The following is a 13969-nucleotide window of genomic DNA, read 5'->3' on the forward strand; positions in this document are numbered from 1 at the left end:
AGATCGAGACAGGGAACATTTGACCTGGCGACACGTTGGACATATTGGCGCGTCCAGTCGGCGGGAACCCTCCGCCACGTGCCACACGTCTTGGAAGGGAGGGAGGTGCCCCGATGACGAGCACTGCCCTAGCCGCTTCGGTACCCGAATCCACAGGGACCGCTCCGCACCAGGAGGGCACCGCGGACGGCGCTCTGTCCGACCTGCTCGAACGCGGTCGCTCTCAGGGACACCTGTCACTCTCCGAACTACGTACCGCTTTCTCCGCGGCCGGAGTCACCTCTGCTGACGGCCGCACCATCCTGCGTGAACTCACCGAGAACGGTGTCCGACTCGCCAACGGGGGCGAGGACTCCGTGCTGGTGGCCGATCCTGACGCCGAGGACGACGTGCTGGAAAACACTCTCATCGCGACGGTGCCCGAGACCGACGAGGCACCCAAGGCCGCAACCGGCAAGGTCACGGCCCGCAAGGGCCCCTCCGCCTCCCGGAGGAAGCCCCGCACCACGCGGCGCACCAAGAAGACCGAGACCACCCAGACCACCGACCCGGACACCGGCGAGGTGGACCTGGACGACCAGTCCCCCGCCATGGGCGACTCGGTCCACACCTACCTCAAGGCCATCGGGCGGCGGCAGCTGCTCACGGCCGAGCAGGAGGTCGACCTCGCCAAGCGGGTCGAGGCCGGACTCTACGCGGAGTACCGCCTGGGCCGGCACGGCGCCGTCGACGACTCCTTCGAGATGGCCGAGGCCGAGGTCGAGGAACTGGAGTGGGTGGCCGAGGACGGCCGCCTGGCCAAGTCCCACATGCTCGAGGCCAACCTGCGCCTGGTGGTGTCGGTCGCCAAGAAGTACAGCGACCGCGGCATGTCCCTGCTGGACGTGGTCCAGGAGGGCAACCTGGGCCTCATCCGCGCCGTGGAGAAGTTCGACTACTCCAAGGGCTTCAAGTTCTCCACCTACGCCATGTGGTGGATCCGCCAGGCCATCCAGCGCGGGTTCGCCGACTCCGCCCGCACCATCCGCCTGCCGGTGCACGTGCTGGAACTGCTCAGCAAGGTCAGCCGCCTGGAACGCGACATGCACCAGGCGCTGGGACGCGAGCCCACCCCCGAGGAACTGGGCCTGGAGCTGGACAAGACCCCGGCCCAGATCGAGGAGCTGCTGCGCGTCACCCGACAGCCGATCAGCCTGGACTCCACGATCGGTGAGGACGGCGAGACCCGGATCGGCGACCTCATCGAGGACGTGGACGCCTCGGAGGCCTCCGAGGTGGTCGACCGCCAGCTCATGGCCGACCAGCTGCGCAACGCGCTCTCGGACCTGGAGCCGCGCGAGGCGACCATCATGTCCCTGCGCTTCGGCCTGATGGACGGGCGGCCGCGCACGCTCGACGAGATCGGCAAGCACCTGGGCCTGACGCGAGAGCGCATCCGTCAGCTCGAGAAGCAGTCGCTGTCCAAGCTGCGCCACCCCAGCCGCGCCCAGCAGCTGCTGGACTTCGCGAGCTAGGCACGGCCGAGACGGGACGGGGCCGCCACCGCAGAGCACGGTGGCGGCCCCGTCGTCATGCCCGCCACCGGCAGGTTTCGCCCCGTGTCAGGGGAAACCCGGAGTTTTCCCTGGTTTCGGATACAGAGTGCCCGAGCCCACCCGCAGCGGTGCGATCATGGCGTCATGACCGCATCTCCCTCATCTCGCCGTACGGACGAGGTCTCCGCAGCTCTACGGGCCGGCCGCGAGCTCGGTCCGGAATACGACGACGCCGTGGCGGCCTCCCTCGTCGAACGCATCGACGACACCATCGAGGAACGCGTCCGCCACCACATCGCCCACACCACCGCCCAGGCCGCACCCGCCAGGACGGGGATGCCCTCCAACACCGTGCGGTTCGTACTGTCGCTGGTGTGCCTGGGGGTCAGCATCCCGCTCACCGCGATCACCGCCTCCCTGGTCGGCGGCGCGGCGGTACCGATCGTCTGGGCCGGACTCGTCCTCTTCTACACCATCTCCGTACTGGGGCTGCGCCGGTAGGCGTCCGTTGAGGGAGGAAGGCCCCCGGACCCCGTCCCCCGGCCGATGGCGGGCGACGGGAGGGGGGCCGTGCGAGGTCGGTTCTAGAAGAACACCAGGAGCACCAGCCACAGCAGTCCGAGCAGGATGAGCCCGAACACGGCGAGGACGAAGAACGTCTGGGTGTTACTGCGCCGCGGCCGGAAATCGCCGTCGCCGTGGTAGCTGAGCTCGTTGTGGTAGTGCCGGTGGTGGGCCCGCGACCAGCGCCGCCGCTCCTCCTGCCGGTCCCGCGGCGCACCGCCCGACGCACGTGAGGCGCCCGGGCCGCGGTTCGCGGATCCCGGCCGGGATGCCGCCCCCTCACGGCCGCCGCGCCCGGCACCGGAATCCCCACCGGACCGGCCCCCGGCCCCCGCGCCGGGCCGTCCCGCACCGCCTCCGGGCCGACCCTTGGATCCGCCGCCCGCGCCGCCCGCCGAACGTCCTCCGCCGGTTGCCTTGCCCATGGAGCGCCTCCTTCGACCGTTGGCGCCGCCAAGAGGGCGACGCCCTATGACACTAACGATCGGGACAGCGGCGTGGACGCCCCACTCGGGATCCCGGCCGCATGCGGCCATTCGGGAACCACGCCCTCAGCATCCTGCCGCCGAACACCCGCCGGCGGCCCCGTTCAGCCCTTGAGCGCGGCTCGCAGGATCTCGACGGCCTCGTCGTGGTCGAGCCCCACCCGCGAGATCACCTCGGCGTAGGCACGGGCGGCCGCCAGAGCCTCGGCGCGCTGGTCGTCACCGGTGGCGGCCACGAACGTACCCGACCGGCCACGCGTCTCCACGACCCCGGCCTGCTCCAGTTCGCGGTAGGCGCGGGCCACGGTGTTCACCGCCACCGACAACTCGCTCGCCAGCGCCCGAACCGTCGGCAACCGGTATCCGACCGGCAGGTCGCCGTTGGCCGCCGCGATCGCCACCAGCGTCCTGATCTGCTCGTAGGGCGGTACCTTCGACGTCGGATCCACGCGGATGAAATCCGCCATCTCCTACTGCGCTCCCCACCAAGTGGTCCGCCCCCGCGGTCGCGAGCGCGGTCTTCGACCGGATGAACACCAACCTACCGTCCCCACGGGGCCCGGCAGGGGTCGCGGCGTCCCGGACCGTGTCGGGCAGGCGGGAGCGGCCGGGCCCGCCGCGCCGCGCAACGCGGACGAGGCGGGCCCGGCACCGGACTCAGACCACCCTCTGCGGCGTCCGCTTGATGCCGTGCAGACGGTGGGCTTCCCGGGCGGTCAGGAGCTGCTCCGCGTCCAGCGTCGCCGCACGGACCTTCGGCCGGGCCGAGACCTTGCGGCGATAGATCCGGTCGGTGTAACCCTTCAGCCCCACCAGCACCCGCTCCTTGGCGTAGGCGGCGCGCATGGCCTCGGTCAGGGCGGCGTCGAGAGCGAGCCCGCAGCGGCGCAGCTCCTCGTCGGAGGCGTCGCTCTCCTGGGCGGTGTCGAGAGCGTTCTCGGCCTCGGCCACCGACCGCAACAGCTCGGGCAGGCGGTCGGCCAGTTCCCGGTCATGTGCCAGGCTCTCACGCGCCTGTGTGATGCTCTGCTTGGCAAGTCCCATGTGTGCGCTCCGTACCCGCGTACCGTCGGTCAAGGCCACTCTAGAGGTCAACCCCCCGTGGCTGAAGCCCATGGGCCTGCGGGGAGGGGCCCGCCCGGTCGACGGAAGGCCGGAATCGGGAGGTGGACGTCCCGAGCCCCGCTCGGCCCGGCTTCACCGTCGAACACGCCAACGAACCCGGGGCGGAGTGTTGGGCCGCACCAGGGGATTCGCGTCGGCGTACTCTGTGGAGCCGGGCCGAGCGGGCGGGCCGGCCGACGATCCCCACGTCGCAGGCCCGGTCCTTCGCGCGAGAATCGTCGCGGAAGACCACCCGGCGACCCTGGCCGCACGCGGTCCCGGCCGCCGCGCGTCCGAGGTACCGCGTCGACCGGTGCCGAGATCCGAAGGGACAAGCGTGAGCAGGAACTACGCGGGCCTGAGCCGCGAACGCATCATCATCGAGGCGTTGCACATCATCGCGGGCCGCGGCCTGGGCGGGCTGTCCATGCGCCGGTTGGGCGACGCCCTGGAGGTGGAGGCGATGGCGATCTACCACCACTTCCCCCTGGGCAAGGAACAGCTGTTCAACGCCATCGCCGCCTACGTCACCTCCCCCGGGCCCGGGGGCGGCGCCCTGGACGAGCCGGACACCGAGGAAGCGGCGTCGGCCGCCCAGCAGGAGCCCGGGGACGCCGAGCCCGACCCCTGGGACGAGCGGATCACCGCCTGGGCCGAGGCCTACCGCGCACGGCTGCTGGAGTACTCGGGTGCCCTGTCGCTCCTGGCGCACCGCGCGCCCCGGACCCCCAACAGCCTCACCACGCACGCGCTCGTCCGCGGCGCCCTGGGTGAGGCCGGGCTGAGCGGCCCCGACACCGACCGCGCGGCGGACGCCCTGTACTCCTACTGCCTGGGCGCGGTCGTGCACCAGGTCCGCCACCAACAGGAAGAGGACGCACCTGACGCGGCCGAGGCCCACGCCCGCTTCCGCTTCGGTCTGCGGGCGCTGCTGGCGGGGCTGGTGTGAGTCGGCGGGGGGATGAGCGCTGACGGCCGAGGGCGGGCCCGCGTCGGCGGGTCCCGACCACCGGCTCCGGGCACCGGTCCACCCGGGCCCCGGTCCTGGTGCGTTGGCCGGGGCGGGTCGAAGCCGATCGGCGCCGAACGCAACCGAACGTTCGTTGCGTGCGTCCGAACAGCAGGGGCGCCGATCACCCACACCACACATTCCCCCGGCCAGGAGCCCCTTCACGGCCGGAGGGCTGAGGAAGCGAAGCATGGTTCTCAAGCGTCTGCTCGCCGGCGTCGGATTCGGCGGAGCGTCTGTCGAAACCCAGTTGGACGGCTCCCCCACCTGGCCGGGAGGCTCGGTCCGCGGCACCGTCCACATCCAGGGCGGCGAGGTCGACCAGCGGGTCGAACAGCTCACCGTCGGCTACCAGGCCCGGGTCGAAGTCGAGTTCGACGACAGCGAAGGGCACCAGAACATGGACTTCCACCGGGTCCAGCTCGGTGGTGAACTGCACCTGCAGCCGGGCCAGCAGATCCAGGTGCCGTTCGAGATCCCCACACCGTGGGAGACCCCCATCACGACCTACCAGGGCCAGTACCTGCACAAGATGAAGCTGGGGGTCAACACCCGCCTGCACGTGGCGGGGGCCATCGACCCCGGCGACCTGGACCCCGTGCGCGTGGACCCGCTCCCGGCCCAACGGGCGATCCTGGACGCCCTGGACTCCCTGGGCTTCCGCTTCCAACAGGCCGACATGGAGAAGGGCCGCCTCCGAGGCACCCGCCAGCAGCTGCCCTTCTACCAGGAGATCGAGTACCGGGCGCCGAGCCGCTACCAGGGCCTGAACAACCTGGAGCTGTCCTTCGTCACCGACGAGCGGGGGATCGACGTCGTCCTGGAGCTGGACAAGAAGCCGGGGCTGCTCTTCAGCGAGGGCAGGGACACCTTCCACCAGTTCAGCATCGCCCACGGCGGCGAGGCCCAGGACTGGACGGGCTACCTGCACCACTGGATCGACTCGATCGCGGGTCAGCGCGGCTGGCTGTGACGCTCCGGGGGCCGGGGCGCGCGGGGGCGCGCCCCGGACCCCGCCGGGTCAGGTCGCCCCGCCTCTGGCGGCTTCGCGTTCGGCGCGGTGCCGCCGCGCCTCGTCCGGGTCCAGCAACGGCGCCGCCGTCAACAACTGACGCGTGTACTCGCTCTGCGGCGACTCATACACACTGTCACTGTCACCCATCTCCACGATCTCGCCCTTCCTCATCACCGCGACCCGGTCCGAGACCTGGCGCACCACCGCCAGGTCATGCGCCACGAAGATATAGGTCAACCCGAAATCGTCCTGCAACTCCGAGAGCAACCGCAGCACCTGGTCCTGCGTCGACACGTCCAAAGCCGAGACCGGCTCGTCACAGATGATCAGCTTCGGCTTCAGGATCAGCGCCCGCGCGATCGCGATCCGCTGGCGCTGACCACCGGAGAACGCGTGCGGGAACCGGTTGTAGTGCCCCGGCTCCAACCCCACCCGCTCCAACAGCTCCTGCACCCGCGCGCGCACCTTCCTGCCATCGCGCTCGCCCTGCACCTTCAACGCCGTCCCGATCGCGTCCCCCACCGTCACCCGCGGGTTCAGCGACGAGTACGGGTTCTGGAACACCATCTGCACGTCCCGGCGCAACGGGCGCAGCTCCCGGTCGGACAGGTGCGTGATGTCACGGCCCTCGAACTCCACCCGGCCCCGGGTGGGCTCCAACAGGCGCATGACCATCCGCGACAGCGTCGACTTACCCGACCCCGACTCGCCCACCACACCCAGCGTCTCGCCCTGGCGCAGCTCGAAGGACACACCCCTGACCGCCCAGAAGTCCGTGGAACGCCCCCACAGGCCCCCACGCACCCTGAACCGCTGCGCCACATCCTCCACCCGCAACAGGGTCCCGCCCAGGTCCGGTGCGACGGCGTCCGGTCCGGCCCGCCTTCCGGCCGCCCCCTCCACGTCCTGCCCGGCCGCCCCCTCCGCGGCCGGCGCCTCCCCCGGGCGCCCGCGCCGACGCTCCCGCTCGGCCCGCTCCGCCCGGTCCGCCCGGTCGCTGGCGCGGCGTTGGGCGCGGGAGACCTCCACCCGCGGCACCGCGTCCAGCAGCGCCTGCGTGTACGGGTGCTCCGGCGAGGACAGCACCGTGCGCACGTCCCCGTGCTCCACCGCCACGCCCTTGCGCATCACCACGACCTCGTCCACCGACCCCGCCACCACCGCCAGGTCGTGCGAGACCAGGATCAGACCCATCCCCAGGTCCCGGCGCAGCTCGTCCAGCAGATCCAGCACCTGGGCCTGCACCGTCACGTCCAACGCGGTGGTCGGCTCATCGGCCAACAAGACCTTGGGATCGCACATCAGCCCCATCGCGATCACCACCCGCTGGCGCATACCCCCGGAGAACTCGTGCGGGTAGGAGTTGATCCGCGTGCCCGGCTCGGGGATCCCCACCCGCTCCAGCGACTCCACGGCCTTCTTCACAGCGTGGGCCTTGGAGGCCTTGGGGTGGTGGATCCGGTAGGCCTCCACCAGCTGGTTGCCGATCGTGAACTGCGGGTGCAGCGACTGCATCGGGTCCTGGAAGACCATCGCGATGTCGTTGCCGCGCATCCGGCGCAGCTCCTTGTCCGAGGCCGTGACCACGTTCTTGCCCACGACCTCGATCGCGCCCGTGATCCGGGCCCGGCTACCGCGGTGCAGGCCCATCAGAGCCAGCGAGGTCACGCTCTTGCCCGAGCCCGACTCGCCCACGATGCCGAGGGCGCCGCCCGCCGGCACCTCGAAGGACAACCCGTTCACCGCGTGGACGTCGCCGTCCATGGTCGGGAACGCCACCCGCAGGTCGTCCACCCGGACGACGGTGTCGGTGGAAGCCGCGGACTCGCTCATAGGGGACGCCTCTGCTCTCTGGGCCGCGGGGCCCGTCAACCGTGGATGCGGACGCGGGGGTCGATCAGCGGATACACCAGGTCCACGATCAGATTGCTGATGACGATGAAGAACGCGCCGAAGAGCGTCACCCCCAGGATCACCGGAAGATCGCTCTGGGTGATGGCCTGCACGGCGTACCGGCCGATCCCGTTCAGAGAGAAGACCTGCTCGGTCAGGACCGCGCCGCCCAGCACCAGCCCCAGATCCAGGCCGAAGATCGTCACGATCGGCGTGAGCGTCGGACGCAGCGCGTGCTTGAGCACCACCCTGGTCTCGCTCAGGCCCTTGGCCCGGGCGGTACGGATGTAGTCCTCGCCCAGCGTCTCCAGCATCCCCGCCCGGGTCTGCCGGGCGTACATCGCCGCGTGCAGGAACGCCAGCGTCAGCCACGGCAGGACCAGGCCCTCGGCCCACCGCGCCGGATCCTCGACGAAGGGGACGTACACCGGGGTGGAGAACAGGCCCCAGGAGTGCACGAGGAAGGCCAGGGACAGCAGACCCGTGAAGAAGATCGGCAGCGACACCCCGGCCAGCGCGACACCCATCGCCAGACGGTCGAACAGGCTGCCCTTCCACACAGCGGAGACCACGCCCACGGCGATCCCGCCGACCAGCCAGATGATCCCGGCACCGACCGCCAGGGACACCGTCACCGGCAGCCGCGCCACGATCTCGGGAAAGACCTCCTGATAGGTCTGGAACGAGTAGCCGAAGCACGGCGCCGCGCACTCGATCGTCTCCCGGCCGAACCGGTACTCGGCCCCGAAGAAGATTCCGCGCACGAACTCGAAGAACTGCACGGCGATGGGCTTGTCGAGCCCCAGCCGGTCGATGGTGGCCTGGATCGCCTCCGGGGTGGGAGCGCGCCCCACGTACATCGTCGCCAACTGCTCGGTGGTCCGCCCCGCCCACCGCGGCACCACGTAGAAGATGGCGAAGGTGACCATCGTGACCACGGCCAGAAGCAGCAGGCCGGCGCCGAGTCGGCGCAGGATGTAGGTCAGCAAGGCGCGTCTTCCTGTCGACGGGGGCGGCCCTGGTGTCGGGGACCGTTCGGCGAGCCGTGCCCGCCTGAGCACAAACGGTAACCCAGCGCAATCAATCGGTCACGCTCATCCCTCCCGGCGTGTACCCGGCCCCATCGTGGCGGACTCGATCGCCCTGCTCCCGTGGACCGGCATGCCGGAGACGCACGGTCCCGTGCGCAGAACGGCGCGCCCGACGCGGACACGGTCCCCGGGCACACCAGCGGAGCGCGGTCCGTGCCGTTCAGCCCTGACGGCACGGCCGGTCATCGCCGGGCATGACACCGTGCGGCGGCCGATCGACCGCATCTCCCCCACGAGGTGTGAGCCGGTGCTGGCGGGGCACGCGAGACAAGAGGGGTTTCCGTCGCACAGGTGACGGAAGATGGGGAGGTGACCGACGTGGAGTGCTACGACTGCGCCCGGCAGGAGCGGGCCGCTCCCGCCGTCGCGGTGTGCATCAGGTGCGGCGCCGGGGTGTGCACCGAGCACGCGCACGAGACCCCGGTGGACGTCCGCCGGCCCGCGAATCCCGGGCAGAGCGAGCTGCCCTATCCGGCCCGGCACATCACCTGCCCGGTCTGCCACCACGCCGAGGGCCTCGACCACCGGGCCTGACCGGCGCGCCAGAGCACTCCCACCGCGGCCGGCCTCCCGGCCGCCGCGCCGGTGAGCCGCGCGGGGAGCGGCCCGCGGACCACCACTCCCGTGGCAGGTCCGGTCAACGGTACTGGTAGAAGGGACAGCGTCCCCGAGCACGTCCCCACCGGAATCGACACCGATGCAGCCCTCCCCCAAGACCGCCGGCTCCCATGTCCCCGTGTTCTCCGAACCGCGCCGCCGCCAGGACCCCGCCTCCTTCGGCGGCTACACCTGTCGGCGCGTGCTGCCGGTCGTCGGCTCGAACGAACTCGACTACTGCGTGACCGACCAGGACGGCGCCTGGTACATCGCCCGCCGCCTCGACGAGGCCGGACCGCTCTCCTCCTGGTGCGTGGAGGCGGTCCGGGAGCGGGCACGCCTGATCGCGGCAGTGGAATCGCCGCGCATCCAGTCGGTGGCCGCGATGGATCTGACGGCGGACAGGCCCTGGACGGTCGCCCCCATGGCGGACGGAGCACCGCTCAGCCTGCACGCCTACATGGGAGTCCGGTTCCCGGCGTCCCTGGTCCGGATGCTCGCGACCGGTGTGGCCGAGGCGCTCGTGGTCGTCCACAGAGCGGGCCTGGTCCACGGCAACCTGAACCCGGACAACGTCTACCTCACCCGGCAGGGACCGGTCGTCGGCGACGTCGTGGAGGGGCCCGCCCTGCCCCGCGACGTCCACACCACCGACCCGCGGCTCCCGACGGAGATCGGCCCCGGCGACCCGGCCACGCCCGCCTGCGACGTGTTCTCCTGGGGCCTGCTGGTGCTGCACGCCTCCTCCCTGATCGCCCCCGGTGAAGGGGACCCGTCGCCCGGCACCCCCGTCGGGGACGGCACCGCCCCCGACGGGGAGATCCTGCGGTGGATGCGGGAGGACGCCGAGCACCTCGACGCCCGCATCGCCCGGGAGGAGGACGGCAGCGTCTCCAGCGCGGAGTTCCTGCGGCTGGCGGAGGACGAGGACCTGCGCGCCGAGACGGACCAGCGGTTCCGCCGGTTCCTGCGCACCTTCCTGGACAGCGGTGAGTTCCAGGCGCTCTCCCTGTCGGCCGTGCCCGAGGACCTGCGCGCGGTGGTCACGGCGGCGCTGAGCCCGCGGGAGTCCGAGCGCCCCACCGCCCAGCAGCTCCTCTCCGCGCTGACCGGCGCCGCTCCCGACCCGCACCGGGCGGTCCAGGCCGAGCTGGACGCGCACTGGCCCGAGGTGCCCGAAACCCTGCAGGTCAAGCCCGTGTTCGGCCCCAGGGAGGGGGCCGTCCTCGACAGCCTGTACCTTCTGATCGGTGTGGCCTGGGTCATCGCCCTCGTCTTCGCGATCGTGTTCGTGCTCTGACCCGGACCGGCGTTCCCGCGGATCGTTCGAACGCCGGCCGGCCACCGGGTCACCCTCCGCTCCCACCCCCGAGGGCACCCCGAGGGCACCGGCGTGCGTTCTGACGAGCGTCCGCATCCACTGACCGGCGCCGCGCACACGCGGGGGCGGTGACCGGCCCTCGCCGGTCACCGCCCTCTCACGTCCTCATCCTCTCCCGTCCCGCGGCCGGGCTACTCCCTCGTCGTCCCCAGCGACATGTAGTCGTACATCGAGTAACCCGCGTGGTAGTACACGTTGGTCAGGTTCGCGGGCCGGTACAGCACCGTCCGCTCGAACACGGCCGGGAGGATGGCGGCCTGTTCCATGGCCCTCTCGTCGATCTGGCGGTAGATCTCCGCGCGCTCGTCCTGGTCCTCCACCGTGACCACCTCGTCGAACCAGTCGTTGATCTGCGGGTCGTCGAGCTCGGAGATGTTGGCGTTGCCCGCGCTCTGGATGGCGTCACCGTCCAGGATCTTGCTCATGAACCCGTACCCGCTGGCCCAGTCCGGCGCCCACCCGTACACGGTCAGGCCCAGATCGTTCTCGTGCACGAAGTCCGGGGACCCCGCCTGGGTGTTGGTGTAGGTGTCCGACGGGTACTGCTTGATCTCGGTCTCGATGCCCACCCGCGCCAGCGCCGCCTGCAGGGCCTCGGCCGTGCTCACGTCCGAGGGCCGGTCGGCGCGGGCGCCGATCGAGGTGGTGAACCCGTCCGGCTCCCCGCACTCCTCCAGCTTCTGGCGGGCCATGTCCAGGTCGCCCCCGCCGTCCTCCGACGGGTACAGGTCCATCTCCGGGTCCGCGCCGGGCAGTGCCGCCGGCATGATCTGGGTGGCGATGTCACCCCCGGTGTCACCGCCCCAGGCCCGCTGCAGCGAGTCGCGGTCGGCCGCGTACATCACCGCCTGGCGGCACGCCAGGTCGTCGAGCGGCTCCACGACCGTGTTGACGTTGACATAGCGCAGGGTGTTGGTCTGCGGGTTGTCGACGTTGCGCTTCTGCTCCTCGTCGGAGATCAGCGTGCCCTTCATCGCGGGCCCCACCCCGGAGCCGGCCAGGTCGACGTCGAGGTCGCCGTTGACCAGCCGCTGGTCGATCTCGTTCTGGTCGACCCCGATCTGCACCTCGATACGGTCCGGCAGCGCCCGGCGTGTGGGGTCGGTCTCCGGGTCCCACTCGTCGTTGCGCACCAGGTTCAGCGACACCCCGGGCCGGTACTCGCCCTCGAACTTGTAGGGCCCGGAGGAGACCACCTGGCTCTGGTACTGCTCGCCCCGGTCGGCGTCGGCGGGCACCGGCGCCGTCTGCGGCTGGATGAGCACGTAGGGGAACTCCGCGAAGCTCCTGTCGAGGTGGAAGACCAGCGTGTGGTCGTCGGGCGTCTCGATCCCGTCGAAGCCCTCCAGCGGATCGGCGACGTCGGCGTAGGGCCCCTCGTAGTCGTCGCTGTCGGCCAACAGGTCCTGGAAGTACTTGGGCCCGTTGGGCAGCGCCTGGTCACCGAAGTTGCTGCGCGCGATCGCGTACTTGATGTCCTGGGCGGTGATCGGGGAGCCGTCCTCGTAGGTGAGCCCCTGCTTGATCCGCACGGTCCACTCGGTGGCGTCCTCGTTGGGCTCGGGCAGCTCCTCGGCCAGGTCGGGCTGGAGTTCGGTCCCGCCCTCGCCCGGCTCCTCGGCATAGGTCAGCAGGGTGCGGGCGTAGTAGCGGGAGAAGTTCCAGCTGAACGCGTAGTAGGTGTTGCCCGGGTCGGGTGAGTCGAAGTCCGCCGAGATGGCGTAGCGCAGGGTTCCGCCCGTCTGGTCCGAGGGGTTGACGATGCTGTTCTCGCCCTCGTTGAACTCGGCGTCGGAGACCTCTCCCCCGCCGCCGCCGTCCCCTCCGCAGGCGGACAGCAGCAGGACGACCGCGGCCCCGGCCGCCGTGGCAGCGACCGCCCGCGCGCGCGTGCGCGGGATCCGTCCCGCGCGTGTGCGCGGGATCCGTCCCGCGCGTGTGAAGTGATGTGTACTCACCATGCCTCCTGATCGGGTTCGGTGTCGGAGCCGTGCGGCGCACGCCCCGGGGCCGGGAAGGGTCGTCCGGGACCGCGCGCGGCCGTTCGGGACCGGGGGGTCAGTCGGAGGAGCGGGGATCGAACGCGTCGCGCAGTCCGTCGCCGAAGAGGTTGAAGGCCAGAACGGTGACGAAGATGGCCATGCCCGGCACGATGACGAAGTGCGGTGAGGTGGTGTAGAAGCGCAGGGCGCCCTCCAACATGCCGCCCCAGGTGGCCGTGGGCGGGTTGATGCCCACGCCCAGGAAGCTCAGCGCCGCTTCGAACAGGATGTTCGTGGGGATGAGCAGCGTGGAGTAGACCAGGATCGGCGTGACGAGGTTGGGCAGGATCTCGCGGAAGACGATGTGGGCGCTGCCCGCCCCCAGGCTGCGCGAGGCCTCGACGAACTCGCGCTCCTTGAGGGTGAGGGTCTGCCCGCGCACGATCCGGCCGATGTAGGGCCAGTTGAAGAAGCCGATGATGAACACCAGGACGCCGATGCGCAGCCCGTTGCCGGTCAGTCCGAACGCGCCGTCGGGGATGACGCCCACCAGCGCGATGGCGAAGAGCAGGAGCGGGAAGGCCAGGAAGATGTCCATCGCCCGGCTGATGACGGTGTCGATCCACCCGCCGAAGTACCCGGCGACGATGCCCAGGACGGTGCCGATGACCACGCAGAGCACCGTGGCGACGGTGGCCACGAGCAGGGAGGTCCGGGCGCCGTAGACGATGCGGCTGAACAGGTCGCGTCCGTTGACGGGCTCGACGCCCAGCAGGTGCTCGGCGCTCATGCCGCCCCAGGGGTCGAGCCCCTGGGCGGGATCGTCGGGGTCGCGCAGGACCCCGCCGGTGAGGGGGTCCACGAGGTCCTGGTGGAACTGGTTGGGTGGCTGGCCCAGCCAGGCGGTGAGCAGCGGGGCCAGGAGTGCGACGAGGATGAGCAGGACGACGACGATCCCGCCGGCCATGCCGGCCCGGTCCCGGCGGAAGCGCTGCCAGGCGATCTGGCGGAGGGATCGGCTCGCGGCGCCCTTGGCTCCCGCGGCCACCGCCTCCGGCTCGGCGTGCTGGGACGACTCCGGCACGTCCATCGGCGCGGTCATGAACCAGGGACCCCCATTATCGCCGTCCGTGAGTATCTGACTACCCAAAGAGTGCACGAGGCACGCGAGGGTTTCCAGCGTCCGCGCCGAAGGGCCGACACACCCGGGCGCGCGGTGTCGGCGTGGCGGTGTCGGCGCTCCGCGGTCGCCCCCTGAACGCCGGAGCGCCCGACCCGGCGCGTCGGCCGCCCCTGTGTTCCGCGCGGGCGGG

General features: G+C 71.1%; 13 protein-coding genes. 6 read left to right on the forward strand and 7 right to left on the reverse strand.

The features are described from left to right. Positions 1-113: 113 nt before the first annotated feature. Positions 114-1514: a sigma-70 family RNA polymerase sigma factor gene (locus M1P99_RS26630; RefSeq protein WP_304455334.1), complete on the forward strand. Its 1401-nt coding sequence runs from the start codon at positions 114-116 to the stop codon at positions 1512-1514. A gap of 165 nt (positions 1515-1679) precedes the next feature. Continuing rightward, on the forward strand, positions 1680-2036 hold the full coding sequence (locus tag M1P99_RS26635; RefSeq protein ID WP_304455335.1) for a hypothetical protein: 357 nt from the start codon (positions 1680-1682) through the stop codon (positions 2034-2036). An 83-nt stretch (positions 2037-2119) separates the two neighbouring features. Here the strand turns inward: M1P99_RS26635 and M1P99_RS26640 are convergent, their stop codons facing one another. The 3 genes from M1P99_RS26640 to M1P99_RS26650 form a co-directional block, all read right to left on the reverse strand. Continuing rightward, positions 2120-2524 carry a hypothetical protein gene (locus M1P99_RS26640; RefSeq protein WP_304455336.1) on the reverse strand — a complete coding sequence of 135 codons (405 nt, stop codon included), beginning with the start codon at positions 2522-2524 and terminating at the stop codon, positions 2120-2122. A gap of 164 nt (positions 2525-2688) precedes the next feature. Continuing rightward, positions 2689-3051, reverse strand: a complete 363-nt coding sequence (locus M1P99_RS26645) for a GntR family transcriptional regulator (protein ID WP_121183505.1) — start codon at positions 3049-3051, stop codon at positions 2689-2691. A 190-nt stretch (positions 3052-3241) separates the two neighbouring features. Further along, entirely contained in the window at positions 3242-3628 is a 387-nt protein-coding gene (locus M1P99_RS26650) for a hypothetical protein (RefSeq protein ID WP_304455337.1), read from the reverse strand. 397 nt (positions 3629-4025) lie between these two features. Between M1P99_RS26650 and M1P99_RS26655 the strand changes: the two genes are divergently transcribed. Both M1P99_RS26655 and M1P99_RS26660 read left to right on the forward strand, forming a co-directional pair. Further along, on the forward strand, positions 4026-4637 hold the full coding sequence (locus M1P99_RS26655) for a TetR/AcrR family transcriptional regulator (protein WP_304455338.1): 612 nt from the start codon (positions 4026-4028) through the stop codon (positions 4635-4637). A gap of 250 nt (positions 4638-4887) precedes the next feature. Then, the gene (locus M1P99_RS26660; RefSeq protein WP_304455339.1) at positions 4888-5670 is read left to right on the forward strand and encodes a sporulation protein; all 783 of its coding nucleotides are present in this window, start codon (positions 4888-4890) and stop codon (positions 5668-5670) included. A gap of 48 nt (positions 5671-5718) precedes the next feature. Here the strand turns inward: M1P99_RS26660 and M1P99_RS26665 are convergent, their stop codons facing one another. Then, complete coding sequence (locus M1P99_RS26665; protein ID WP_304455340.1) at positions 5719-7545, reverse strand: ABC transporter ATP-binding protein; 1827 nt, start codon at positions 7543-7545, stop codon at positions 5719-5721. Positions 7546-7580: 35 nt separating this feature from the next. Then, positions 7581-8594 carry an ABC transporter permease gene (locus tag M1P99_RS26670; RefSeq protein WP_304455341.1) on the reverse strand — a complete coding sequence of 338 codons (1014 nt, stop codon included), beginning with the start codon at positions 8592-8594 and terminating at the stop codon, positions 7581-7583. Between the two features lie 411 nt (positions 8595-9005). Here M1P99_RS26670 and M1P99_RS26675 point away from each other — a divergent pair, with 411 nt between their 5' ends. After that, complete coding sequence (locus M1P99_RS26675; protein WP_304455342.1) at positions 9006-9230, forward strand: DUF2180 family protein; 225 nt, start codon at positions 9006-9008, stop codon at positions 9228-9230. A 202-nt stretch (positions 9231-9432) separates the two neighbouring features. Beyond that, positions 9433-10593, forward strand: coding sequence for a hypothetical protein (locus M1P99_RS26680; protein WP_304455343.1), 1161 nt, complete (start codon positions 9433-9435; stop codon positions 10591-10593). A 212-nt stretch (positions 10594-10805) separates the two neighbouring features. Here M1P99_RS26680 and M1P99_RS26685 read toward each other — a convergent pair whose 3' ends face one another. Together M1P99_RS26685 and M1P99_RS26690 are read right to left on the reverse strand one after the other, a co-directional pair. Then, complete coding sequence (locus M1P99_RS26685) at positions 10806-12575, reverse strand: ABC transporter substrate-binding protein (protein ID WP_304455839.1); 1770 nt, start codon at positions 12573-12575, stop codon at positions 10806-10808. A 157-nt stretch (positions 12576-12732) separates the two neighbouring features. Beyond that, the gene (locus tag M1P99_RS26690) at positions 12733-13758 is read right to left on the reverse strand and encodes an ABC transporter permease (protein WP_304455344.1); all 1026 of its coding nucleotides are present in this window, start codon (positions 13756-13758) and stop codon (positions 12733-12735) included. Positions 13759-13969 lie beyond the last annotated feature (211 nt).

The sequence above is a fragment of the Nocardiopsis sp. YSL2 genome, assembly GCF_030555055.1.
Lineage (GTDB): Bacteria > Actinomycetota > Actinomycetes > Streptosporangiales > Streptosporangiaceae > Nocardiopsis.

What these genes read in the sequence shown, in the direction of transcription:
- M1P99_RS26640 (WP_304455336.1), bottom strand. Translation starts at nt 2,524, where the DNA reads ATGGGCAAGGCAACCGGCGGAGGACGTTCGGCGGGCGGCGCGGGCGGC.
- M1P99_RS26690 (WP_304455344.1), bottom strand. Translation starts at nt 13,758, where the DNA reads ATGACCGCGCCGATGGACGTGCCGGAGTCGTCCCAGCACGCCGAGCCG.
- M1P99_RS26660 (WP_304455339.1), top strand. Translation starts at nt 4,888, where the DNA reads ATGGTTCTCAAGCGTCTGCTCGCCGGCGTCGGATTCGGCGGAGCGTCT.
- M1P99_RS26665 (WP_304455340.1), bottom strand. Translation starts at nt 7,545, where the DNA reads ATGAGCGAGTCCGCGGCTTCCACCGACACCGTCGTCCGGGTGGACGAC.
- M1P99_RS26630 (WP_304455334.1), top strand. Translation starts at nt 114, where the DNA reads ATGACGAGCACTGCCCTAGCCGCTTCGGTACCCGAATCCACAGGGACC.
- M1P99_RS26645 (WP_121183505.1), bottom strand. Translation starts at nt 3,051, where the DNA reads ATGGCGGATTTCATCCGCGTGGATCCGACGTCGAAGGTACCGCCCTAC.
- M1P99_RS26650 (WP_304455337.1), bottom strand. Translation starts at nt 3,628, where the DNA reads ATGGGACTTGCCAAGCAGAGCATCACACAGGCGCGTGAGAGCCTGGCA.
- M1P99_RS26635 (WP_304455335.1), top strand. Translation starts at nt 1,680, where the DNA reads ATGACCGCATCTCCCTCATCTCGCCGTACGGACGAGGTCTCCGCAGCT.